We start from the raw sequence: 23,323 nt of genomic DNA, 5'->3' as shown, positions 1-23,323 counted from the left end.
TGACGGGCCCCGGCGGCGGGGGTCAGGAGAGCTGGGGCATGACCTCGGCGGAGATCAGCTCGAGCTGGTCAAGGTCGTCCAGGTCGAGCATCTGGAGGTAGACGCGCTGGGAGCCGGCCTCCTGGAACCGGCCGATCTTCTCGACCACCTCGGCCGGGGTGCCGGCCAGGCCGTTGGCCTTCAGCTCGTCGACCTCGCGGCCGATGACGGCGGCGCGGCGGGCCACCTCGGCGTCGTCCCGGCCCACACAGGCGACCAGGGCGTTGGAGTAGACGAGCGAGTCGGGCGCGCGGCCGGCCTCCTCGACGGCGGCACGGACCCGGCCGAACTGGCGCTCGGTGTCCTCCAGGGACGCGAAGGGGATGTTGAACTCGTCGGCGTAGCGGGCCGCGAGGCGCGGGGTGCGCTTGGCGCCGTGGCCGCCGATGAGCACCGGGATCCTGGGCTGCGTGGGCTTGGGGAGGGCGGGGGACTCGGTGAGGTCGTAGTAGGCGCCGTGGAAGTCGTAGGTCTTGCCGGCCTCGGTGGCCCACAGACCGGTGACGACCTCGAGCTGCTCCTCCAGGCGGGCGAACTTCTCCTTGGGGAAGGGGATGCCGTACGCCTTGTGCTCCTCCTCGAACCAGCCCGCGCCGAGGCCGAGTTCGACCCGGCCGCCGGACATCTGGTCGACCTGCGCGACCTGGATGGCGAGCACGCCGGGCAGCCGGAACGTACCGGCGGTCATCAGGGTGCCGAGCCGGATGCGGCTGGTCTCACGGGCGAGTCCGGCGAGCGTGATCCAGGCGTCGGTCGGTCCGGGCAGGCCGCTGGCGCTGCCCATGCGCAGGTAGTGGTCCGAGCGGAAGAAGGCGTCGAACCCGAGGTCCTCGGTGGCCTTCGCCACGGTGAGCAAGGTGTCGTAGGTCGCCCCCTGCTGGGGCTCGGTGAAGATACGAAGGTCCATGACCTCCATCCTGCCCGCCATCGGCCCGCCGAGCCGCATCGGCCCCACGACGGACCTGGCCAAAGGCCCCGGCACCACCGCGTGTGCCCCGCCCCGGCCCCGGACCGCTCATCCCCGCTCCCCCTCCGGCAGCAGTTCCTCCCTTGCCGCCAGCTTGCGGAGCATCTCCAGCACCCGGTCGCGGGACTCGTCCGCCGCGTCGATGGCCTCCATGCACTGCCAGTACACCGCCTCGTCGGAGGCCCCGCTGGCTATGGCGACCAGGGTCATGCCGACCTCACCGAGCAGCCCGCACAGCCCCAGCAGGGTCCGGCGGGCGTCGGCCAGCTCGGTGAGCCGGGCGGCGAGCAGGTCGCCGGAGTCCAGCTCGGGCGGGTCCAGCACCCCGCACCCCCGCCCCGCCAGCTCCATCAGCCCCAGCGCCTCCCCCCGCAGCTCCGGCGGCCCGGACACCGCCAGCCTGCTGCCGATCGCCTGTGACAGTGCCTGCGCCTGCCACACCTCCCTCAGAGTCCCCGCCGCGTCGGCACCCGCCACCAACGCCTCTCTGCTGACCTCGATGAGCCGTAACGCGTCCATCCGCCGCCCCGTCCCCGTCCGTCCGTTCGACCGCACACATGTCTTCACTACCCAGAGTGACGCCACTTGGTGCGAAAAGCCAGAGGAAGACGGAAATCTGTGGACAACAATTCGGAATCGGCAGGGAAATTGACTCCATAGAGTGATAGCGGAGCGTTCTCTTCCGACGGCCGATCAGCGGGAGGGCTCCTCGGGCACCGTGCGCGGGTCGGCACGCTCGAAGAACTCCTGCAACGCGTCGTGCGCGTAGGCGTATCCACCGCCCGCCCGGCGCAACAAGGCGCGCTCCGTGGCGTGTTCCAGGAAGGGGCCGAGCCGGCTCGGCAAAAGCCCCGACCTGCTGCCGCCGAAGGCGAGGGCTCGGGTCCGCAGCCAGGCCCGGCCGGGGCCCGTGATCATGAAGAGGCAGGTGGACATCGGCACCGCGGCCAGACACGCCTGCCAGGGCCAGCCCACGAGCGCGTAGGCGGCACTCTCCGCTCCGCCGAGCGCCACGGCGGCCAGCAGCAGCGTCCGCAGCACGCGGCCGGAGACAGAGAGCGCCTCACCCGGATAGTCCGGTTCACGGCGGTAGTCGGGGACGAGTCCGAGACCCAGCAGCCCGCCCACGAGGATGGTGAGCGCGACCACGAGCCCGGCGACGGCCGTCGTGCTCACTCCGATCACGGCCCCGCAGGTCGCCGCTCCCGTGGCCGCCGGGACGACCCAGCGGCCGGCACGGGCGGCCACCCAGGTCCACCGGGTGGCCGCTCGCGGAACATTCCCCTCGTCGTCGAGGAAGAACGTGACCTCCCGGCCGAAGGGCTTCATCCGAGTCACGCCGAACAGCGTGAACACCAGCAGGCCGACCGCCAGGCTCAGCGGGACCGCGCTCAGCAGCCCCGGCAGCGGCCCCCAGGCATAGACGGACAGGGGCGCCACGAAGACGGCGAAGAAGCAGGTGGCGAGGACGCCGCCCATCGACCCGGTGCTGGCGTGGTCCAGGCCCACGCGCCCGGTGAACCGGCCGAACCATCCGGTGGGCCTGCCCTGCGGCAGATAGCGCTCCTCGCCCTTGCGGGGAAGCCACTCGGGGGTCAGCTCGTCCACGTAGAGCAGCGTGCGCAGACGGCTCCCGCGCCGCGTCATCAGCCGGGCCAGGTAGGCCAGATAACGGTAGGTCTCGGAGGGCGAGAACCCCCGCTGGCCGATCGCGGGAGAGCCCGGTTCCGCGCGGGCGAGGACGCGGTGCCGGTAGAGCATGCTCACGACGTAGAGCCGCAGGATCTCCTGACGCACCTGCGCGGCGTCGCCGTCGGGCAGCGGCAACGACGTGGTGCCATCGCGGTAGGCGAGAACCGCCAGCACCACCATCAGCGGGGTCCGGAAGACGGCCGCCACCTCGGCGTTGCGCTCGGTCAGCCGCAGCAGCGGGGCCAGCGCCTCACCGGCCGCCCGGAAGGCCCGCTGCGCCTCCGCCACCTCGACGGGAGCCAAGGAGACCGCGCCGTCGAGGGCGAGCCGGGTCGGCAGCCGGTCGTACTCGGTCGAGCGGCAGGTCAGGGCGATCCGGACGTCGGCGTAGGCAGGGTCCCGGAGGAAGGTGTTGAGGGTTTCGAGGCATTGGGAGCGCCCCTCCTCGGGCACCTCGTCCAGCCCGTCGAGGAGCAGGGTGAGCGTGCCGTCGTGCAGCCAGCGCTCGGTGAGCGCGGCGGAGACCTGGTAGTGCTCGCGGAGTTCGGCGACGAGCCACTGGTCGAAGGAGCCCGTGCGCGGCTGCCAGGTGGACAGCAGCAGGACGACGGGGCAGCGCGCCGTGTCCTCGGGGTCCTCGCTGTCCAGCAGGGCCTCCGCCAGGTGCAGGAGTTGCGTGCTCTTGCCGGCTCCCGGCTCACCGAGGATCAGGAGCCTGCCGCCGGACATCTCGGCCCACTCCGCTATGCCGCGCGGTGGACGCCCGGTCTCCTCGGGTCCGGCACCGCGCCGGTCTCCGTCCGAGAGCCAGCCCCGGTCCACGGCGTGTGGGCGCTCGCGCAGCGGGGTGGCCAGGCTGACCGTCCCGTCGAGACGGTGGTGCAGTCCTCCGTCGACCCACACGCGCCGGGTGTATCGGCGTACGCGTGGCCTGGCGAGGTCCGCCCGCTCGACTCCCCGGTCCTGATACAGCGCCATGTTCACCCCGGTGACACGGACGATGTTCGAGCCGAACACCGTCCGCTGACTGACTGTGCCCGTCAGCGACGCTTCTGCCCTCGGCCGGCCCGCCTCAGTCGCGGCGCCGGTGAAATCGCCGCCCCTCGCCCTCGTCCCCGGCCGCGTCGCCCGCCGTGGCGCTGGTCGAGTTCCGGTTGGAGCCGAAGACCGTGCGGAAGGAGAACATGCCGCGCTGCTGCGCCCTGGCCGTGCCCGTCTCCCGTACGGTGCCCGGCCGGGCCGTCTCCTTCTGCGAGTCGGCGACCAGGTCGCGCACCACTGCCGCGAGGGCCGCGTCGCTCTGGGCCTCCCGGTCGATCAGGGCGGCCAGCACGCTCTGGTCCACGGACCGGGGGTCGTGGACCAACTGGTCGAGAGCGGCCGCCAGTACGGGGCCGTTGCGGCTGCCCCGGTTACGGAACAGGTCGACGAGTTCCCGGCCGGCCCCCTCGACCAGTCCCTCAACGATGGCCTTGACCATGAGTGCGGCCGCCGCCAGCGCAAACTGCTCCACGTCTACCCCCCGATGACGAGTCCCCTGCCGGGCACCGGTGCCGGAAGGGCATCCTCCCGGCCCAGGGCCTCGGCCTCATGCTTCAGGGTGCTTCCCACTTCCCGGCACCGGGAACCGCCCCTCGTTCCGCTCGATCTTCGCCGCGAGGGCGGCCAAGGGGTCGATGCCCAGGGCCTCGCAGAACTGGAGGAGGTACGCGAGGACGTCCGCGACCTCGTCCGTGACCCGGTGCGCGGTGGACGGGTCGGACATGACGGCGGCGGACTCGTCAGGGGTCAGCCACTGGAAGATCTCGACCAGTTCGGCCGCCTCCACACTGAGGGCGGAGGCCAGGTTCTTGGGGGTGTGGTAGGGCTGCCAGTTGCGGGCTGCGGCGAACTCGGTGAGCCTGCGCTGGAGTCCGGCCAGATCGGGGTGCTCGGTCACGGCCTCAGGTGTACCACCGTGACGCCCGGTGTCCCCGCGGCCCAGCCCGGATCGCTGATCGCGCCCACGCAGCGGATGTGTCCCCGCTCACCCATCCGGGACGCCGTGGCGAGGAGTTGGGTCCGCTGGCCGGGGTCGAGGCAGCGGTCGAAGCCGTCGGCCAGCACCGTGAGGGTGCGCAGTGCGTCCGGCACCTCCCCCGGCGCGTCCACCTCCAGCACCCCCGGCCCGGTCAGCAGGACCAGGGCCAGCGCGACGTACCGCAGCTCGCCGTCGCCCAGCCGGGACAGCTCGGTGCGGTGGCCGTCGCCCCGGTCGAGCAGCGCCCGCACCGTGCCGTTCCGCAGCCGCTCGGCGGCCAGGTCGGTCACCGGGCCCGCGCACCCGGCGCGCACCACCTCGACCAACTGGGCGTGTCTGCGCCCGCATTCGGTACGGGTACGGCTCAGCACGTCGGCCAGGTTGTCGCAGCCCGGCAGCAGCCGGCCCGAGCCGGCCGGCACCGGGACGCGCATGCGGGCCGGCGCGGGGTCGCAGGGGAAGACCGAGCGCAGCGCGACGACCATCTGCTCGGCGGCGGCCAGCACCCGGCGCTGTCCGTCCGTCTTCCCGGCCACCCGCAGCGGCAGCAGCGTCGTGCCCAGCACGTCGTCCGGGAGCGGCGCGCGGGTCACCGGTGCGGCGCCCGCGGTGTGCCAGGCGGCCTGCACCGTACGGCGTCCAGGATCGCGCAGCGCGGTCTCCAGCAGGACCACCCCGCCCGCACTGAGCCGCTCGCCCACGACGCGCAGCCGGGGCTCGGCCTGCACGGCCACATCGAGCTGGACCGGGCCCCCGGCTCCGTCGGCCGTGCAGCCGATCCGGAACCCGCGCCGCCCCTCGGCGTCCGGCCGGGCCCGGTCCGGCACCCAGGCCGACGGATCGGGGAACACCTCCGCCAGCGCGGCCCCGCCGCCCAGCCGCGCGAGCGCCTCGTAAGCGGCCAGCGCGGTGGACTTGCCGGAGCCGCTGGGCCCGGCGAACAGGGTGACGGCGCCCAGCGGGAACGCCGCCCGGCGGTGCCCGGCGAACGCGGACAGCCGCAGCTCGGTGACCCGGGCGCGCACGTCGTACCCGTCGGGGAAGGGGGCCGGAGGGGGTGTGGGGAGGGAGGTGACCGACATGTGCGGACCGTAGGACCGCCCTCGCCGGGCGAACCGTTTTCTCCGCGGACCTTCCTACGATCGGGCGACCGCACCGGCCCCCGGCGCGCCACCCGCTCGGCCGAACCGTCCTAAGAACCTACGAGCGGCACCGCCCGGAACGCGGCCCTCAGCCCGACGCCTCCATGCCCATCAGCCCGCTGACCTCGGTCCCCGGCGGCGTCAGCAGGAAGACGTTGCGGTCCACCCGGTGCATCCCGCTGGCCAGCCCGAACACCACGCCGGTGCTGAAGTCCAGCACCCGCTTGGCGACATCGCCCTCCGCGCCGGACAGGTCCAGCAGCACCGGCACCCCCGCCATCAGGGTCTCGGCGACGTCGCGGGCGTCCGCGAAGATGTTGACCCGCAGGACGACGAACCGGCGGCGGGTCTCGGTGTCCGCGTCGGGAAGCGTCCGGTGGCTGACCGCGGACGGCCATGCGTCCCGGCCCCGCAGCGGCACGACCTGGGCGAGCCCTTCCCACTGTTCATCGGTGACGTCGTAACGGCTCACCGGCTCCCCCTGACCTGACTCGCTTTCGATGCCTGCACCAGCCAATTCTTACGCCAAGTCACCCGTTCAGCCCAACAACGACACACTGTGCGACACAGCCCTGATCCGGCGTCCGGCCCATCTGCCGTGCACACGGCGCCGGCAGGCCCCTCGGGAGGCTCGGATCACAACCGCAACGAGGGGAACGTCACAGGCCATCATTCTGCTGTCACCTGAGCACCCTGTCCTAACATCCGAGCATGACGGTCCTGCCTGACGACGGGCTCTCACTGGCCGCCGAGTTCCCTGACGCGACGCATGAGCAGTGGCAACGCCTGGTCGAGGGTGTCCTGCGCAAGTCCGGCAAGGAAGTCTCCGGCGCGGCAGTCGAGGACGCCCTGTCCACGACGCTGGAGGACGGGCTGCGCACCCGGCCGCTGTACACCCCGCGCGACGCCGCGCCCGACCCCGGCCTGCCCGGCTTCGCGCCGTTCACCCGCGGCGGCCGCCCGGTGGGCAACACCCCCGGAGGCTGGGACGTACGGCAGCGGCACGCGGCGCTCACCGACGGCTCGGTGCTGGCCGACCTGGAGAACGGCGTCACCTCCCTCTGGCTGGTGCTCGGCGAGGGCGGCATCCCCGTGGCGGACCTCGGCCGGGCCCTCGACGGCGTCTACCTGGACCTCGCCCCCGTGGCCCTGGACGCGGGCGCCGACACGGAGGCGGCCGCGGACGCGCTGCTGAAGCTGTACGAGGAGCGGGGCGTCGCCGCCGAGGACGTACGCGGCAGCCTCGGCGCCGACCCGCTGGGGTACGAGGCCCGCACCGGCACCCCGCTGGACTTCGCCCCCGTCGCCGCGCTCGCGGCCCGTGCCGCCGCGTATCCGGGGCTGCGCACGCTGACGGTGGACGCGCTGCCGTACCACGAGGCGGGCGGCTCGGCCGCGCAGGAACTGGGCGCCTCCCTGGCCACCGCCGTGGCGTACCTCCGGGAGCTGACCGAGGCCGGGCTGAGCGCCGAACAGGCCGCCGCCCAGCTCGAGTTCCGGTACGCGGCGACCGCCGATCAGTTCCTCACCATCGCCAAGCTCCGCGCGGCGCGCCGTCTCTGGGCGCGGGTCGCCGAGGTGTGCGGGGCGCCGGGAGCGGGCGCGCAGGTACAGCACGCGGTGACCTCGCCGGTGATGATGTCCCGGCGCGACCCGTGGGTGAACATGCTGCGCACGACGGTCGCCACCCTGGCCGCCGGGGTGGGCGGCGCCGACTCCGTGACGGTGCTGCCGTTCGACCACGCGCTGGGCCTGCCCGACGCGTTCGCCCGCCGTATCGCCCGCAACACCTCTACCATCCTGGTCGAGGAGTCGCACCTGGCGCGGGTCGTCGACCCGGCGGGCGGTTCCTGGTACGTGGAGCGGCTGACCGACGAACTGGCGCACGCTGCCTGGGAGTTCTTCCGGTCCATCGAGCAGGACGGCGGCCAGGCGGCCGTGCTGCGCTCCGGCCGGCTCCGGGACGACCTCGCGCGCACCTGGGCGGAGCGGTCCGCCAAGCTCGCCAAGCGGCGCGAACCCATCACCGGGGTCAGCGAGTTCCCCTTCCTGGACGAGAAGCCGGTGCACCGCGAGCCCGCTCCCGAGCCCCCGTCGGGCGGTCTGCCGCGCGTGCGCCGGGACGAGGCGTACGAGGCGCTGCGCGCCCGCTCCGACGCCCATCTGGCCGCGACCGGCGCCCGCCCCCGGATCTTCCTCGCCACGCTCGGCCCGGCCGCCGAGCACACCGCCCGCACCTCCTTCGCCGCCAACCTCTTCCAGGCGGGCGGCATCGAGCCGGTCACCGGCGGGAACTTCGAGGAGAGCGGCGCCACCGAGGCGGTCCTCTGCTCCAGCGACACCCGCTACACCGAGGAGGCCGAACAGGCCGCCGAGGCCCTGCGCGCGGCGGGCGCCCGGCAGATCCACCTGGCAGGCCGCCCCGCCGAGTACACGGGCGTCGACCATTACGTCTTCGCGGGCTGCGACGCGGTCGCCGTCCTGTCCGCGACTCTCGACCGCATCGGAGCGTCCTGATGGGAATCCCCGACTTCTCCGGCATCGAGCTGGGCACCCCCACCGTCGACGTCGGCGCCGAGGAGTGGCGTGCCGCTGTCAAGCGGGACACCGGGGGCGGTGAGCCGCTGTGGGAGACACCCGAGGGCATCGAGGTCAAGGGGCTCTACACCGGCCGTGACCTGGAGGGCCTGGACTTCCTGGACACGTATCCGGGCATGGCACCGTATCTGCGCGGGCCGTACCCGACGATGTACGTCAACCAGCCCTGGACGATCCGGCAGTACGCGGGCTTCTCCACGGCCGAGGAGTCCAACGCGTTCTACCGGCGCAATCTGGCCGCCGGCCAGAAGGGCCTGTCGGTCGCCTTCGACCTGCCCACACACCGGGGTTACGACAGTGACCACCCGCGGGTGATGGGCGACGTCGGCATGGCGGGCGTGGCCATCGACTCGATCCTCGACATGCGGCAGCTCTTCGACGGCATCCCGCTGGACAGGATGACCGTGTCGATGACGATGAACGGCGCCGTGCTGCCGGTGCTGGCGCTCTACATCGTGGCGGCGGAGGAGCAGGGCGTACCGCCCGAGAAGCTGGCCGGGACCATTCAGAACGACATCCTCAAGGAGTTCATGGTCCGCAACACCTACATCTATCCGCCGAAGCCGTCGATGCGGATCATCTCCGACATCTTCGCGTACACCTCGCAGCGGATGCCGCGCTACAACTCGATCTCCATCTCTGGCTACCACATCCAAGAGGCGGGCGCGACGGCCGACCTGGAGCTGGCGTACACCCTCGCGGACGGCGTGGAGTACATCCGCGCGGGCCGGGAGGCGGGGCTGGACGTGGACGCGTTCGCGCCCCGGCTGTCGTTCTTCTGGGCGATCGGGATGAACTTCTTCATGGAGGTCGCCAAACTCAGGGCGGCCCGGCTGCTCTGGGCCAAGCTGGTCAAGCAGTTCGACCCGCAGAACGCCAAGTCCCTGTCGCTGCGCACCCATTCGCAGACGTCCGGCTGGTCCCTGACCGCGCAGGACGTGTTCAACAACGTCACGCGCACCTGCGTGGAGGCGATGGCCGCGACCCAGGGCCACACCCAGTCGCTGCACACCAACGCCCTGGACGAGGCACTGGCGTTGCCCACCGACTTCTCGGCGCGCATCGCCCGCAACACCCAGTTGCTGATCCAGCAGGAGTCGGGCACCACGCGGGTCATCGACCCGTGGGGCGGCAGCGCGTACGTGGAGCGGCTGACGTACGACCTCGCGCGCAAGGCGTGGCAGCACATCCAGGAGGTCGAGGCGGCGGGCGGCATGGCGCAGGCCATCGACGCGGGCATCCCGAAGCTCCGGGTGGAGGAGGCGGCGGCGCGCACCCAGGCCCGTATCGACTCCGGGCGGCAGCCGGTGATCGGCGTCAACAAGTACCGCGTGGACACCGACGAGCAGATCGAGGTGCTCAAGGTCGACAACTCCTCGGTCCGCGCTCAGCAGATCGAGAAGCTGCGACGGCTGCGCGCGGAACGGGACGACACGGCGTGCCGGGACGCGCTGGACGCGCTGACCCGCGCGGCGGACGGCGACGGCAACCTGCTGGAGCTGGCGGTGAACGCGGCCCGCGCCAAGGCGACGGTGGGCGAGATCTCGGACGCGCTGGAGAAGGTGTACGGCCGGCACGCGAGCCAGATCCGTACCATCTCCGGGGTGTACCGCAACGAAGCAGGCGAGTCCCCGTCGGTGGACCGCACCCGCGCCCTGGTGGACGCCTTCGAGGAGGCCGAGGGGCGCCGGCCGCGCATCCTGGTCGCCAAGATGGGCCAGGACGGGCACGACCGGGGCCAGAAGGTGATCGCCACCGCCTTCGCCGACCTGGGCTTCGACGTCGACGTCGGCCCGCTGTTCCAGACGCCGGAGGAGGTCGCCCGGCAGGCGGTCGAGGCGGACGTGCACGTGGTCGGGGTGTCCTCGCTGGCCGCCGGGCACCTCACGCTGGTCCCGGCGCTGCGCGAGAAGCTGGCCGAGGAGGGGCGCGAGGACATCATGGTCGTGGTGGGCGGGGTGATCCCGCCGCAGGACGTGCCGACGCTGCTGGAGATGGGCGCCACGGCGGTGTTCCCGCCCGGCACGGTCATCCCGGACGCGGCGCACGACCTGGTGCAGCGGCTCGCCGCCGACCTCGGCCACGATCTCTGAGCCCGGCATGGCCGCGATCGATCTCGACACCTATGTGAAGGGCGTGCTGGACGGCAAGCGCGCCCTGGTGGCCCGCGCGATCACCCTGGTCGAGTCCACCCGCCCCCAGCACCGCGCGCTGGCGCAGGAGTTGCTGACCGAGCTGCTGCCGCACAGCGGGCGGGCGCGGCGGATCGGGGTGAGCGGGGTGCCGGGCGTCGGGAAGTCCACGTTCATCGACGCGTTCGGCACCATGCTGACCGAGCAGGGTCACCGGGTGGCCGTGCTCGCCGTGGACCCGTCCTCGACGCGTACCGGCGGCTCCATCCTGGGCGACAAGACCCGGATGGAGCGCCTCGCGGTGGACCCGCACGCGTTCGTCCGCCCCTCCCCGAGCGCAGGCACGCTGGGCGGGGTGGCGAAGGCGACCCGCGAGTCCATGGTGGTGATGGAGGCGGCCGGGTACGACGTGGTCCTGGTGGAGACGGTCGGGGTCGGCCAGTCGGAGACCGCGGTCGCCGACATGGTGGACTCCTTCCTGCTTCTCACCCTGGCCCGCACCGGCGACCAGCTCCAGGGCATCAAGAAGGGCGTGCTGGAGCTGGCCGACGTGATCGCCGTCAACAAGGCGGACGGCCCGCACGAGAAGGACGCGCGGGCCGCGGCCCGTGAACTCGCGGGCGCACTACGGCTGATGCACGGCAAGGACGCGTTCTGGACCCCGCCCGTGCTGCACTGCAGTGCCCGCGAGACGAGCGGTCTGGACACGGTGTGGGAGCGGCTGGAGCAGCACCGCACCCTCCTGGACTCCGCCGGCCGCTTGACCGCCAAGAGACGTGACCAGCAAGTGCGTTGGACCTGGGCGATGGTGCGCGACGAGCTGCTCGGCCGGCTGCACGCCGACCCCGAGGTCAGGAGACTCGCCCCGGACCTCGAACAGGAGGTCAGACAGGGGTCGTTGACGGCGACCCTGGCGGCGGACCGGATTCTGCGGGCCTTCGGGAAGCGGGACGGGGCGCTGTGACAGCCCTGTGACCGGAGGAGTGGCTTCCACCACAGCCGGCGGGCGCCGCTCCTGATCGACTCACCGGATGCGCAGATCATTCGCAGGTGTGGGAGTGCTCGCCCTTCTGGCCCTCGCCGGGTGCGGCACCGCCGAGCCCGGCGCGGGCGGGGCGCGCGCGGAGGCCCTGTGTCCCTCGAAGGCCCCGCGCTACGGCGAGGTCCCCCGCGACCGTCCCACGGCCACCGCCGACGCCCCGCGCCCGCCGGGCACGCCCACCCCGGTGCCGTCCAGCACCGGGACCGCCCGGGACGGGGTACGGATCACCCGGCTGTACGCCGGTGCGATCGACGAGGAGGGTGTCTGCCGCCCGAGTTCCCTGACGGCGGAGTTCGAGGTGACCAACCCGGCCGCGCACGACATGACGTACACGGTCGTCTTCGACGCCAAGGGGTACACGGGGGCGAGCCGGGCCGTGGGCCCGGTCGGACCGGGCAAGACCGTGCACGGGCGGGTGGCGATGAGCCGGAGCTATGGGGACGCCGCGGGCGGCACCAGCGTGTCGCTCATGTCCGTGCGTAGCATCCCGAGCGCCGAGGCTCCGGCTCCCGGCGGTCCGTGCCCCGCGTCCGGGGTGCGGGTGTACGCCGACGAGGGGGACGCGGCGATGGGGCTGCGCGTGGTGGGCCTGCACCTGGAGAACTGCGGAAAGGAGCCGTACGCGGTCGACGGGCGGCCGGAGTTGGAGATCATCGACGCCGAGCACGAGCGCGTCGATGGGGTGAAGATACTGCCCTCCGCCGAGGTCGCCCAGCTCGGCGGCCCGCCCGACGTGGCCCGCCCCCTGACCCTGCGGCCCGGCGAGCGCGCCCTGTCCGGCATCGTCTGGCGCAACACGGTGGAGGCGGTCGGCGGCGCCGTGAACGCCCCCTACCTCCGCGTCCGCGCCAGGGCGGGCGCCGCGCCGGTGACGGTGACGCCGGAACTGGACCTCGGGACGACGGGCAGACTGGGGGTCCAGGCATGGCGGAAGCAGGAGTGAGACGTCCTTCCGCCCGATCGGAAGGGGAAGTGGTGGAGGACATCGCCTACGCCGACAAGGGACGGCCCTCGCCGCACGCGCTCACCGGCGCCGGGGTCGCCGTGACCGACGCGGCGGGCCGGGTACTGCTGGGCTGGTCGAAGAAGCGCGGGGTGTGGGAGCTGCCGGGCGGCAAGAACGACGCCGGGGAGGGCTTCGCGGAGGCCGCCGTCCGGGAGCTGGCCGAGGAGACGGGCCTGCGGGCCGATGCGGAGGACGCGCGGCTGCTGGCGCTGCTGATGGACTCCGTGCACGGTGTCCCGCGTGTCACGGCCGCGGTGCGGGTGAGCGCGTTCAAGGGTGAACCGAGCGTGCGTGAGCCGGAGTTGATCGACCGCTGGGAGTGGCACGACCCGGCGGTGCTGCCCCGGCCGCTGTTCACCCCGAGCGCGCATGTCATCGACACGGTGTGGCCGGGTCTGCTGACGGGGCTGCCGCCGGTGCACCGGTATCCGGTGGCGGACTTCTAGGGCCGTGCGGACAGGGCGTCACCCCGGCTTCAGACGGCCACCTCCTGGGTCCCCAGCACCATGAGCAGAGCAAGGCGTTCGGCGTCCTCGGTGCCGGGTTCGGCGGTGTAGACCATGACTCGCAGATCGCTGCCCGCGACGGAGAGGATGTCGCAGTCGAGGGTCAGCGGGCCCACCACCGGGTGGTCGATGGTCTTGCGCGCCGCCTCGTGGACGCCGACGGTGCCGCTGTCCCACAGTTCGGCGAACCGGGGGCTGTGGGCGCGCAGTTCGGCGATCAGCCCGGCGAGGGCGCGGTCGTGGGGGTACCGTCCGGCGGCCGCGCGGAGGTCGGCGACGAGGGCGGACTCGAAGGCGGCCAGTGACTCGGGGGTGTGCCGTACGCCGGCGCCGGGTCCGGCGAAGTGCCGCCAGACACCGTTGAGTTGCCGCCCCTTCCAGCGGGTGGAGTCGCCCATGAGGGCCGCGTAGGGCGGGTTGGCGGTGAGCAGGGTCCAGGTGGCGTCGTAGACGGCGACCGGGGTGCGGCCGAGTCGATCAAGCAGCCGGTGCACGCTGGGCGGGATGAAGATGGGCACACTCGTGGGGGCGGGTGGGGCGAGTCCGGCGAGCCGGTACAGGTGGTCCCGCTCGGCCGCCGACAGGCGCAGCGCCCGGGTGAGCGCCTCCACGACCTGGGAGGAGGGGTTGGTGGCGCGGCCCTGCTCCAGCCGGGTCACATAGTCGACGGAAATCCCGGCGAGCTGGGCCAGCTCCTCCCGCCGCAGCCCGGACGCCCGCCTGCGGCCGCCCGGGGGCAGCCCCGCCTCGCCGGGCGGGAGCCTGTCCCGCCAGCGGTGGATCGCCGTCCCGAGTTCCGCGCTCGCCATACGGTCCAGTGTGCCGCGCGGGGCGTACGCCCGCCTGGTACCGCCAGTCCCAGGAAAACCGGTCCTCTGGCTGCCGGCGGGCGTCCGGCGGAGGCTGGAACCATGACGAACACACTGATCACCGGAGCGAACAAGGGCCTCGGCTTCGAGACCGCCCGCCGCCTGCTGGCCGAGGGCCACACCGTGTACGTGGGCGCCCGCGACGAGGAGCGGGGCAGGCGGGCGGCCGAGGAACTGGGCGCGGCCTTCGTCCGGCTCGACGTGACCGACGACGCGTCCGTCCTGGCGGCGGTCCGCACGCTGGAGGCGGCGGGCGGCCTTGACGTCCTGGTCAACAACGCCGGGATCGAGCCGCGCCGCCCCGACGGCGGCTTCGTCGACCCGGCGGCGGTCACGGCGGACGACGTCCGGGAGGTCTTCGAGACGAACGTCTTCGGCCCGGTCCGCGTCCTGCAGGCCTTCCTCCCCCTCCTCCTCCGCTCCCCCGCCCCGGTCGTGGTCAACGTCAGCAGCGGCCTGGCCCTCACCCGCGCCCTCGCCGACCCCTCCGCCCCGGAGCACTTCTACCCCGACCTCTCCTACCCCGCCTCCAAGGCCGCCCTGAACATGCTGACCGTGCAGTACGCGAAGGCGTTCCCGAACCTGCGCATCAACGCGGCGGACCCCGGTTTCACGGCGACGGACCTCAACCACAACACGGGGACGCAGAGCGTGGCGGAAGGGGCGGAGGTGATCGTGCGGCTGGCGTGCGAGAAGGAGGTGAGCGGGACGTTCCAGGAGGGGGCGGGGGTACTGCCCTGGTGAGGCGGCCTGTTCAACCGCGAGTGCCGCTCCTACCGTTGAACACGCCGTCCCCTCGCCGAGGAGCCCCCGTGCCCGAGCAGCCGCCACCCCTGGTCCTCGATCCCACCGGCGCAGATCACCACGCCGAACACCGGGCGCTGCACGCCCGAGGGCTGGCCACGCGGGTGGACGTCCTCGGGGTCACAGCCTGGTCGGTGAGCGACCCGGCCCTGCTGAAATCCCTCCTGACCAGCCCGGACGTCTCCAAGGACCCCCGCGCCCACTGGCCGGCCTTCGCCGAGGCGGCTCCGACGTGGCCGTTGGCGCTCTGGGTGGCGGTGACCAACATGTTCACGGCCTACGGCGCCGATCACCGCAGGTTGCGCCGCATGGTCGCCCCGGCGTTCAGCGCCCGCCGGATCGCGGCGCTCCAGCCGGTGATCGGGTCGATCGTGGCGGACCTGCTGGATGCCCTGGCGGAGCGCCCGGATGACGAGGTGGTCGACCTGCGCGAACACCTGGCGTACCCCGTGCCCATCACGGTGATCAGTAGGCTGATGGGCGTACCGGAGGTGCACACGCCGGAGTTCCGCGCGGCCGTGGACGGCGTCTTCGACACGACGCTCACCGTGGAGCAGGCGACCCAGAACACGAGGGCGCTGTACAAGTGGCTGGACGCCCTGATCGAGGCGAAGCGGGTGACACCGGCCGACGACCTGACCTCCGCCCTCATCATGGCCCGCGACGAGGAGGGCGCCGGCGACGCGCTGACCCACGAGGAGCTGCGCGACACCCTTCTCCTGGTGATCAGCGCGGGGTACGAGACGACGGTGAACGTCATCGACCAGGCGATCACCACCCTCCTGACCGACCCCGCTCAATTGGGCCACGTCCGCGAGGGCCGCGCGAGCTGGGCCGACGTGGTCGAGGAGACCCTCCGCCACGAGCCCGCGGTGAAGCACCTCCCGCTCCGCTACGCGGTCCGCGACATCCGCCTCCCGGACGGCCGGATCATCCCCAAGGGCGCCCCGATCCTCGCCTCCTACGCGGCCGCCAACCGCCACCCGTCCTGGCACGGCGACTCCGCCGACACCTTCGACGCCACCCGCCCGGTGAAGGACCACTTGGCCTTCGGCCACGGAATCCACTTCTGCCTGGGCGCTCCGCTGGCCAGGCTTGAGGTGGCGACGGTGTTGCGGGAGTTGTTCGAACGGTTCCCGGAGCTGGAACTCGCGGTCCCGGTAGCGGAGTTGCGGCCGGTGCCGTCGCTGATCAGCAATGGGCACAGGGAGGTGCCGGTGCGGCTGGGGCGGGGCAGAGGGTGAGCCTTCGGGCACCCTGCCCTGCGCCCCTGCGGGCGGTCAGGTGAGCGGGATCTGCTTGTCGCTCGGGTCGGCCGACTGCTTGTCGGGGTGGACGGCGACCAGCCGGCTGCCTTGGGCGAAGGCGCTGGCCCGGTCGTAGAAGCGGTAGCCGGACTCGATGAGCTGGAGGATCTCGTGGCCCAGCATCGCCTGCGGCCCGCCGTCCTCCGGGGCCTTCGTGGTGTCCCAGAGGGCGCTGTCCCCCAACTGCTCGATCGCCGTCCAGAAGTTGGCCGAGGTGAGCTGCCCGGAGGTGAGCATGTTCTCGATCCGCGGCCCCAGACTGGTGACGATCTTGAAGACAGCGCGCTCCTCGATACCGCCGTCCATGAAGGCGTAGTTGACCGGGACGGACCACTTGGTGGTGTTCAGCCGACGGCCCATCCGGGCATCCAGGGGGAGTTCGCCGGGTGCCTGGGCCTTGTTCTTCTGGTGTTCGGCCCACTGGGTGGTGTCGGTGGTGCGGCCCAGGATCAGCTTGTACTTGGCGATGGCTGCCGCCGCCCTGGTGTTCGCGACCGTCTCCGAGGCGGTGGTGGTCAGATCGGCGCGGATGGTGCTGTCCAGCGCCTGCAGCAGGTCCGCCCTGCTGCGCCCCTGCGGGTCGCCGACCTGCGCCTCGATCACCTCGTAGGAGTCGTTGAGGTCGGCGTTGTTCATCACCCACTTGAAGTTCGTCCGGTTCGTCTGCCACTGGGCGTAGCCGGCGATGTAGGCGTCGATGCTCGGCTCCGCCTGAGCGACGAGCCGCGCCACCTCGCCGTCGATCTTGCCAGGGTGGTGCATCCGCTGCACGGCACCCCCGCCCGCCGAGGGGCCTGCGGCGGGTGAGGCCGCTGCCGGGGCGGATGCCTTCGCGGGGCCGCTCATCACGCGCCGAGCGGTGGTCTCCGCCTCCCGCTCGAAGCGGTCCGAGGGGTCGCTGACCCGCAGCCCGTCCCCCCGGTCGGTCCCGGCCACCGGACCCGAGCGCTGCTGGAGGACGTGGGTCAACTCATGGGCCAGGGTGTGCGAGTCGATGCCGGAGGGGCCGGCGACGATATGGCTGCCCGAGGTGTACGCCGCCGCGCCGAGCTGGGCCGCGGAGGCCCGGGCTGCGGCGTCGGTGTGCACGCGCACGTCGGAGAAGTCGGCGCCGAAACGGGCCTCCATGTCGGTGCGGCTCCGCTCGTCGAGCGGCCGCCCGCCGCTGCGCAGGACGGCGTGCACGGCGGAACGCTGCACCGGCTGCGCGTCCTCGGCGTGGCCGCAGCCGGGGCCGTGCCGGTGCGCGTCCTGCGCCGCAGCCTCCTTGGCCCGGCGCATCATATGCACCACAGCCGCGTTTCCGGCGGAGCGCTGGAGGGCGAGCAGTGCCGCGGCCGGCGCCGCCACCGTCCGTGACCCGGACGCGCGGGCGGCCGCCGGGGCCTGCCGCCCCTTCGCCGCCCGGCTGTTGGCGTGGTCGTACATGGTGGTCCCTTCCCGGCGTCGGTGTGCGTGCCTTCCCGGTGTACCGCGTGGCCTGGGCTTCCCGCCATGTACGCGCGGGCGGACCCAGGTCCCTCCGCGTTGCCCTGGGACCCGGACGCGGTCCACCGGGTCGGCCACCACTCGTTGCCCTCCGTGCCGGAAGATCCACCACGACTTGAGGCCTCTCGGACCGGCCGGGACCGGCAGAATCGGAACGGCGAGATCAGGACCGTGCCCGCAGCGACTCAAGAGCAGCTGCAGCGGGCCCGAGGGCGGCAACTGCGTAGACGTCGCCGCGTGCCCCGACGCCGTTCATGTCCGCGACTCCAAGGCGCCGGCCGGCCCCACCCTCCACCTCTCCCCCACCGCACGGGCCAACTTCCTCACCGCCGAGCGCCACATCAGACATCTGTACGCGCGAAGAGCCCTGCCCCTCCCCGCAAGCGGAGCGGCAGGGCTCATCCGCATCCGCTCAGGACCCGACGGTCAGTACCAGCTTCCCCGTGACCCGTCCCGTCTCCCCCACCGCATGCGCCTTGGCCGCCTCGGCAAGCGGAAACACCCCGTCGACATGCGCTCGCAGCGCACCGGAGGAAGCCAACTCGGCAACCGCCTTCATCCCCGCCTGATCCGCCTCCACGAGCAACGTCTCGACCCGCACCCCCCGGGCCTCCGCCTTGGCCGACTCCTCCGGGTCGGTACCGGGCAGCAGCGACACCAGCACGCCTCCCGGCCGCAGCACCTCCAGCGAACGCACCCGCGTCTCACCGGAGATGGTGTCCAGCACCACGTCCACGTCCCCCACGACGTCCCGGAAGTCGACGGACCGATAGTCGATCACCTCGTCCGCCCCGAGCGACCGCAGGAACTCGTGCTTGGGCTCGCTCGCGGTCCCGATGACGTACGCCCCCAGGGACTTGGCGATCTGCACCGCGAGGTGGCCGACGCCTCCGGCGGCGGCATGCACCAGCACCCGCTGACCGGGCTGGACTTGCGCCGTGTCCACCAGCGCCTGGTACGCCGTGAGCGCGGCCAGCGGCAGGGCGCCCGCCTGGACGTGGTCGATCGAGTCCGGCTTGTGGGCGAAGGCGCGGGCCGGGCCCTTCACGTACTCCGCGTGGGCGCCGACGCCGTACGGGTAGGGCAGCATGCCGAAGACCTCGTCGCCGGGCTTGAAGAGGGTCACGCCGTAGCCGACCTCCTCGACGACGCCGGAGACGTCCCAGCCCAGGACGAGCGGGAGCCGGTCGAGGAACATGCCCCCGGTGCGGTGCTTCCAGTCGGTCGGGTTGAGTCCGGAGGCGCGGACGGAGACCAGGATCTCGCTGAGGCCCGGCTTGGGGCGGGGCAGCTCGGTCTCCTTGAGGACGTCGGGGGTGCCGTACTCGTCCTGGCTGATGGCGTGCATGGTGGCGTGGTTCGTCATGGGTCCAGATTCACCCGAGCCGGGCCGACGTACCATGGCATGAATGCCATCTTTCAACGGGATCATGCCATGACCACTCCGCACCGCGTCGTCGTCCTCGCCCTGGACGGGGTCTACCCCTTCGAACTGGGCATCCCCAACCGGGTCTTCGGCACGGCCCGGAGCCGCTACGAGGTGCTGACCTGCTCGGCCGACGGCGGCCCCGTCGCCACCAGCGCCGACTTCTCGGTCGCCGTCGCGCACGGTCCCGAGGTGCTGGCGACGGCGGACACCGTCGTGCTCCCGCCGTTCGACGTCTCCCTGGTCCGCCGCGGCCTGCCCCCGAAGCTGGAGGCGGCGCTCGCGGCCGTACCGCCCGGCACCCGGATCGTCTCCATCTGCACCGGCGCCTTCGTCCTGGCCGCCGCCGGACGGCTCGACGGCCGCCGCGCCACGACCCACTGGGCCCTCGCCGACACCTTCCGCGCCTGGTTCCCCGCGGTGCACCTCGACCCGGACGTGCTGTTCGTGGACGACGGCGACCTCCTCACCTCGGCTGGCGCGGCCTCGGGGGTCGACGTGTGCCTGCATGTCGTGCGCCAGGACCACGGCGCGGCCGTCGCCAACGACGTGGCGCGCGCCTGCGTCGTACCGCCGTGGCGCGACGGCGGGCAGGCGCAGTACATCCAGCACCCGGTGCCCGAGGAGCAGGCCAACGGCACCTCGGCCACCCGTCAGTGGGCGCTGGAGCGCCTGCACGAGCCGCTGTCGCTGGCCGAGTTGGCCGGGCACGCCCGGATGAGCCTGCGCACCTTCGCGCGGCGGTTCAACGAGGAGGTCGGTACGAGTCCGGGGCGCTGGATCATCCAGCAGCGCGTCGCCCGTGCGCGGCACCTGCTGGAGACCACCGACCTCGCCGTGGACGACCTCGCCGCACAGGTCGGCTTCGCCACCGGGACCTCGCTCCGCGAGCATCTGCACGCGGCGATCGGGGTGACCCCGCTGGCATACCGGCGGACGTTCCGGGGAGTGGGGGTGGAGTAGACGTCGCCGCAGATCAGGCCTCGGCTTCATGGGCGCCGCTCCGGGCATCCGTCTACGGTCGAACGGGGAGCCGGTGCTCCCCTGATCCCAGAGTGCTTGGAGAGACCTCATGTCGAAGATCCTTTTCGTGGTGACCGGCGCCGACCACTGGACGCTCGCCGACGGCACCCAGCACCCGACCGGCTTCTGGGCAGAGGAGGCCGTCGCGCCCTACGAGGCGTTCAAGAAGGCCGGTGACGAGGTGGTGGTGGCCACGCCGGGCGGGGTGGTCCCGACCGTGGACAAGGGCAGCCTCGCGCCGGAGGTCAACGGCGGCCAGGAGGGCGCCGACCGGATCGCCGCCGCGCTGGAGGCCGCGCCCGAGTTCAAGCGCCCTGTCCCGCTGGAGGACGTGAACCTCGACGACTACGACGCCGTCTTCTACCCCGGCGGACACGGCCCCATGGAGGACCTGGCCGTGGACGCCACCTCCGGCCGGCTGCTGGTCGACGCCCTCGACTCCGGCAAGCCGCTCGCGATCGTCTGCCACGCCCCGGCCGCCATGCTCGCGGCGACCCGGCCGGACGGCACGAACGCCTTCGCGGGCTACCAGGTCACCGGCTTCTCCAACGCCGAGGAGGCGCAGGCCGGTTTCGCCGACAAGGCCAAGTGGCTGCTGGAGACGCGGCTCCGCGAGGCGGGCGTCGACGTGCAGGTCGGAGAGCCCTGGGCGCCCAAGGTCGTGGTCGACCGGAACCTGGTCACGGGGCAGAACCCCGCCTCCTCCGCACCGCTGGCGGAGGAGGTCCTGAAGCGGCTCGGCTGAGGAGCCCGCTCAGGCGCCGGCCGCCTCACGGCTGATGCGCTCGAACTGCGCACCCATGGCCTCGGACAGCGCCTGAGCCGCCGAGAGGGGGCGGACCATGACGGTGAAGTCGTCGATCCGCCCCTCCTCGTCGAAGTGCAGGAAGTCGCAGCCCTGGATCTCCCGGCCGCCGACGGTGGCCGTGAAGACGAAGGCGTGGTCCCGCCCGTCCGGGTTGGCGATCTCCCGGACGTACCGGAAGTCCTCGAACACCCGCAGCACGCCGCGCAGGATCGCGGCGGTGATCGCCTTGCCCGCGTACGGCTTGAAGGCGACGGGGCTGGTGAAGACGACGTCCTCCGCGAGGAGTGCCTCGATGGCGTCGGCGTCGCGGTTCTCCACGGCGGCACGGAAGGGATGCACGGGGTGCTCCTTACTCAACAAGTTGAATAGGTGTGTTGGAGAGTAGGGTGAGAGCGTGACCCTGCGCAATGCGGTGATGGCCACCCTCCTGGAGGGCGAGGCATCCGGCTACGACCTGGCCAAGGGCTTCAACGCCTCGGTGGCCAACTTCTGGACGGCGACGCCCCAGCAGCTCTACCGCGAACTGGACCGGATGGAGCGCGAGGGCCTCGTCACCGCGCGCGTGGTCCGCCAGGACCGCCGCCCCGACAAACGCCTCTTCTCCCTCACCGACGCCGGCCACGACGCCCTCCGCGCCCACCTCGCCGCCCCCATCACCCGCCCCACCGCCATCCGCGACGGCCTCCTGGTCAAGGTCCAGTGCGCCGACATCGCCGACCCGACCCCCGTCCAGGCCGACATCACCGCCCACATGGACTGGTCACGCGACAAGCTGGCGCGCTACGAGCGCCTGCGGGAACGGCTGCTGGCGGGCCGCACGGAGGACGAGTTCCTGGCGGGCGCCGACCGCGTGGGCCCGTACCTCACCCTGTTGCGGGGCATCGCCTTCGAGGAGGAGAACCTGCGGTGGGGGGAGCTGGCACTGCGGGTGCTGGCGGCACGCTCGTCGTGAACTCCCGCCCTGCCGGGGCCCCTTGAGGGACCCCGGCAGGTTCACCCCGGAAGGGTCAGGACCTGCCGGAGCGGCTCTCCTCGGCGAGCGTCCGCAGCTCGGCCAAGTCCTCCTCGTCCAAGTCGAGTTGCTCCGCCGACTTCAGCAACGCGCCGATCTCGTCCCCCCGGTTCCGATCCGCGAGGAACTGCGCGTAGTAGACGTACGCGGTCTCGTCCTGGTGGGCGAGGGCCTCGCGGTAGTGATGGTCGGCGCGGGACCACTCCTCCAACTCCTCATGGAGCAGGGCGAGGTTGAGATACGCGTTGGTCTCGCCGTCCTCCTTGGCGGCGGCCTCGTAGTGGCGTACGGCCTCCTCGGGGGCGCCGGTGTCGGCCAGGTGGAGGGCGTAGGCGAAGTGGGCGCCGGTGACCTCCTCGGCGAGGGCCTCGCGGAGGTGGGTGCGGGCCGGCTCCAGGTCCCCGAGGGCGTGTTCGGTCTCGCCGAGTACGGCCAGTACGGAGCGGTGCCCGGCGTCCAGCGCCTGCTTCAGCCAGGGCAGCGCCTCCTCGTACTTCTCCTCGTCCGCGAGCAGCCGGCCGAGGTTGCCGGCCGCCATGGTGTCGCCGCGCTCGATGGCCCGGCGCAGCAAGTCGACGGCCTCGTCCAGCCGTTCGTCGTCCTCGCTGAGGAAGGCGCCGTAGTCGTTGAGGGCGCGGGGGTTGTCGTCGACGAGCGCCTGCCGGTAGTACTCCTCCGCCTGCCGGCGGTCCCCCAGCTCGTCGGCCAGGACGGAGGCGATCATCAGGGTGACGTCCCGGCCGCCATCGGCCGCCGACCGGAGTGCCGCCAACGCCTCCTTGGGCCGCTCGAGTTCGACCAGCAGCTCGGCGAGCGCCTCGTAGGCGGCCGGATTGCCACCCTGCGCCTCGGCCTCGACGGTCTTCAGCGCGGCGTCGATGTCGCCCCACTCGGAGACGAGGTCGAAGATCCTCTCCGCCACCTCATCGTCCGGACGGTTCCAGGCCCGCAGATAGAGGGAGAGGGCGGCCGCACGGTCACCGGCCACGAGGCGCTGCGCGGCCTCGGCGGCCAGGTTGCTTTCTGTCATGGGGACATCTTCTCGAACCGGCGAACGACTTCTCGCCGCTACCCCGCCCTCAGTGAGCCCACCGGTGCCGGCCGCGCCCCATGTCCACCCGCGCGCCCACCATCGGCACCCCTTCCCCCCGCAACAGCGCCGGCGCCCGCCCCTCGTGACAGGTCGCGGGCGTCCCGTCGGCGCGGACCACCCGCCACCACGGCACCCCGTCACCGAGCAGGCCCATCACCCGCCCGACCTGCCGGGGCCCCACACCGATCCGCTTGCCGACGTCGCCGTAGGAGACGACACGGCCGCGCGGGACCGTGGCGACGACCTCGCGGACCGCGTCGACGGTGTTCACGCGACCTTCGCCGGCGCGCGTCCCTTGTGGATGGCCACGTGATTCGGTGGAGTGGCGGGTGTAGCCCTTGTAGCCCAC

General features: G+C 72.6%; 23 protein-coding genes and 1 pseudogene. 11 read left to right on the top strand and 13 right to left on the bottom strand.

Going from position 1 to position 23,323, the window contains the following annotated elements; all coding sequences use genetic code 11:
• Positions 1-22: 22 nt before the first annotated feature.
• From E5082_RS17980 to E5082_RS17950, 7 genes are all read right to left on the bottom strand, one after another.
• Entirely contained in the window at positions 23-946 is a 924-nt protein-coding gene (locus tag E5082_RS17980; protein WP_135792261.1) for an LLM class F420-dependent oxidoreductase, read from the bottom strand.
• A 108-nt stretch (positions 947-1,054) separates the two neighbouring features.
• On the bottom strand, positions 1,055-1,525 hold the full coding sequence (locus E5082_RS17975; RefSeq protein WP_167514091.1) for a DUF6099 family protein: 471 nt from the start codon (positions 1,523-1,525) through the stop codon (positions 1,055-1,057).
• A 174-nt stretch (positions 1,526-1,699) separates the two neighbouring features.
• Positions 1,700-3,715: an NACHT domain-containing protein gene (locus E5082_RS17970; RefSeq protein ID WP_135792260.1), complete on the bottom strand. Its 2,016-nt coding sequence runs from the start codon at positions 3,713-3,715 to the stop codon at positions 1,700-1,702.
• A gap of 55 nt (positions 3,716-3,770) precedes the next feature.
• Positions 3,771-4,211 (bottom strand): hypothetical protein, encoded by a 441-nt coding sequence (locus E5082_RS17965; RefSeq protein ID WP_135792259.1) that lies wholly within the window; start codon positions 4,209-4,211, stop codon positions 3,771-3,773.
• A gap of 75 nt (positions 4,212-4,286) precedes the next feature.
• Positions 4,287-4,637: a nucleotide pyrophosphohydrolase gene (locus tag E5082_RS17960; protein WP_135792258.1), complete on the bottom strand. Its 351-nt coding sequence runs from the start codon at positions 4,635-4,637 to the stop codon at positions 4,287-4,289.
• Entirely contained in the window at positions 4,634-5,800 is a 1,167-nt protein-coding gene (locus tag E5082_RS17955) for an AAA family ATPase (protein WP_135792257.1), read from the bottom strand. Before E5082_RS17955 ends, E5082_RS17960 begins: the two co-directional genes overlap by 4 nt.
• A 148-nt stretch (positions 5,801-5,948) precedes the next feature.
• Positions 5,949-6,332, bottom strand: coding sequence for a cell division protein SepF (locus E5082_RS17950; RefSeq protein ID WP_130337162.1), 384 nt, complete (start codon positions 6,330-6,332; stop codon positions 5,949-5,951).
• A gap of 239 nt (positions 6,333-6,571) precedes the next feature.
• On the opposite strand from E5082_RS17950, the gene E5082_RS17945 reads away from it, so the two are divergent.
• The 5 genes from E5082_RS17945 to E5082_RS17925 all read left to right on the top strand — a co-directional run bounded on the left by E5082_RS17945 (position 6,572) and on the right by E5082_RS17925 (position 13,084).
• The gene (locus E5082_RS17945) at positions 6,572-8,377 is read left to right on the top strand and encodes a methylmalonyl-CoA mutase family protein (RefSeq protein ID WP_135792256.1); all 1,806 of its coding nucleotides are present in this window, start codon (positions 6,572-6,574) and stop codon (positions 8,375-8,377) included.
• Complete coding sequence (gene scpA, locus E5082_RS17940; RefSeq protein ID WP_135792255.1) at positions 8,377-10,551, top strand: methylmalonyl-CoA mutase; 2,175 nt, start codon at positions 8,377-8,379, stop codon at positions 10,549-10,551. Before E5082_RS17945 ends, scpA begins: the two co-directional genes overlap by 1 nt.
• Before the next feature lie 7 nt (positions 10,552-10,558).
• Positions 10,559-11,554, top strand: a complete 996-nt coding sequence (meaB, locus tag E5082_RS17935; RefSeq protein WP_135792254.1) for a methylmalonyl Co-A mutase-associated GTPase MeaB — start codon at positions 10,559-10,561, stop codon at positions 11,552-11,554.
• Positions 11,555-11,648: 94 nt separating this feature from the next.
• Positions 11,649-12,575: a DUF4232 domain-containing protein gene (locus E5082_RS17930; protein WP_229918868.1), complete on the top strand. Its 927-nt coding sequence runs from the start codon at positions 11,649-11,651 to the stop codon at positions 12,573-12,575.
• A 32-nt stretch (positions 12,576-12,607) separates the two neighbouring features.
• A complete protein-coding gene (locus E5082_RS17925; RefSeq protein ID WP_279638110.1) occupies positions 12,608-13,084 on the top strand; it encodes a nucleotide triphosphate diphosphatase NUDT15 in 477 nt (158 codons plus the stop codon).
• 29 nt (positions 13,085-13,113) lie between these two features.
• Here the strand turns inward: E5082_RS17925 and E5082_RS17920 are convergent, their stop codons facing one another.
• Complete coding sequence (locus E5082_RS17920) at positions 13,114-13,953, bottom strand: helix-turn-helix transcriptional regulator (RefSeq protein ID WP_135792251.1); 840 nt, start codon at positions 13,951-13,953, stop codon at positions 13,114-13,116.
• Between the two features lie 102 nt (positions 13,954-14,055).
• On the opposite strand from E5082_RS17920, the gene E5082_RS17915 reads away from it, so the two are divergent.
• Positions 14,056-14,757 (top strand): SDR family NAD(P)-dependent oxidoreductase, encoded by a 702-nt coding sequence (locus tag E5082_RS17915; RefSeq protein ID WP_135792250.1) that lies wholly within the window; start codon positions 14,056-14,058, stop codon positions 14,755-14,757.
• 68 nt (positions 14,758-14,825) lie between these two features.
• A complete protein-coding gene (locus E5082_RS17910) occupies positions 14,826-16,061 on the top strand; it encodes a cytochrome P450 family protein (RefSeq protein WP_135792249.1) in 1,236 nt (411 codons plus the stop codon).
• Between the two features lie 36 nt (positions 16,062-16,097).
• On the opposite strand, the gene E5082_RS17905 is transcribed toward E5082_RS17910, so the two are convergent.
• Positions 16,098-17,552, bottom strand: a complete 1,455-nt coding sequence (locus E5082_RS17905; protein ID WP_135792248.1) for an eCIS core domain-containing protein — start codon at positions 17,550-17,552, stop codon at positions 16,098-16,100.
• Between E5082_RS17905 and E5082_RS33710 the strand changes: the two are divergent.
• Positions 17,551-17,931, top strand: a pseudogene (locus E5082_RS33710) (DUF397 domain-containing protein); the annotation flags it as partial. The gene E5082_RS17905 and the pseudogene E5082_RS33710 overlap by 2 nt on opposite strands.
• 93 nt (positions 17,932-18,024) lie before the next feature.
• Here E5082_RS33710 and E5082_RS17895 read toward each other — a convergent pair.
• Positions 18,025-18,960, bottom strand: a complete 936-nt coding sequence (locus E5082_RS17895; protein ID WP_167514098.1) for an NADP-dependent oxidoreductase — start codon at positions 18,958-18,960, stop codon at positions 18,025-18,027.
• An 87-nt stretch (positions 18,961-19,047) separates the two neighbouring features.
• On the opposite strand from E5082_RS17895, the gene E5082_RS17890 reads away from it, so the two are divergent.
• Together E5082_RS17890 and E5082_RS17885 are read left to right on the top strand one after the other, a co-directional pair.
• Positions 19,048-20,001: a GlxA family transcriptional regulator gene (locus E5082_RS17890; RefSeq protein ID WP_135792505.1), complete on the top strand. Its 954-nt coding sequence runs from the start codon at positions 19,048-19,050 to the stop codon at positions 19,999-20,001.
• A gap of 109 nt (positions 20,002-20,110) precedes the next feature.
• A complete protein-coding gene (locus E5082_RS17885) occupies positions 20,111-20,806 on the top strand; it encodes a type 1 glutamine amidotransferase domain-containing protein (protein WP_135792246.1) in 696 nt (231 codons plus the stop codon).
• A 9-nt stretch (positions 20,807-20,815) separates the two neighbouring features.
• On the opposite strand, the gene E5082_RS17880 is transcribed toward E5082_RS17885, so the two are convergent.
• Complete coding sequence (locus E5082_RS17880) at positions 20,816-21,208, bottom strand: nuclear transport factor 2 family protein (RefSeq protein WP_135792245.1); 393 nt, start codon at positions 21,206-21,208, stop codon at positions 20,816-20,818.
• A gap of 55 nt (positions 21,209-21,263) precedes the next feature.
• On the opposite strand from E5082_RS17880, the gene E5082_RS17875 reads away from it, so the two are divergent.
• Positions 21,264-21,821, top strand: coding sequence for a PadR family transcriptional regulator (locus E5082_RS17875; protein WP_135792244.1), 558 nt, complete (start codon positions 21,264-21,266; stop codon positions 21,819-21,821).
• A gap of 55 nt (positions 21,822-21,876) precedes the next feature.
• On the opposite strand, the gene E5082_RS17870 is transcribed toward E5082_RS17875, so the two are convergent.
• Both E5082_RS17870 and E5082_RS17865 read right to left on the bottom strand, forming a co-directional pair.
• Complete coding sequence (locus E5082_RS17870; RefSeq protein ID WP_135792243.1) at positions 21,877-22,911, bottom strand: tetratricopeptide repeat protein; 1,035 nt, start codon at positions 22,909-22,911, stop codon at positions 21,877-21,879.
• Positions 22,912-22,960: 49 nt separating this feature from the next.
• Positions 22,961-23,245 (bottom strand): MGMT family protein, encoded by a 285-nt coding sequence (locus E5082_RS17865; RefSeq protein WP_135792504.1) that lies wholly within the window; start codon positions 23,243-23,245, stop codon positions 22,961-22,963.
• Between the last annotated feature and the right edge of the window lie 78 nt (positions 23,246-23,323).

This window comes from Streptomyces griseoluteus (assembly GCF_004784465.1).
In the GTDB taxonomy this organism is placed as follows: Bacteria; Actinomycetota; Actinomycetes; order Streptomycetales; family Streptomycetaceae; genus Streptomyces; species Streptomyces griseoluteus.
Note: the sequence above shows the minus strand (reverse complement) of the source record. Positions and strands in the feature narration are given on the sequence as shown.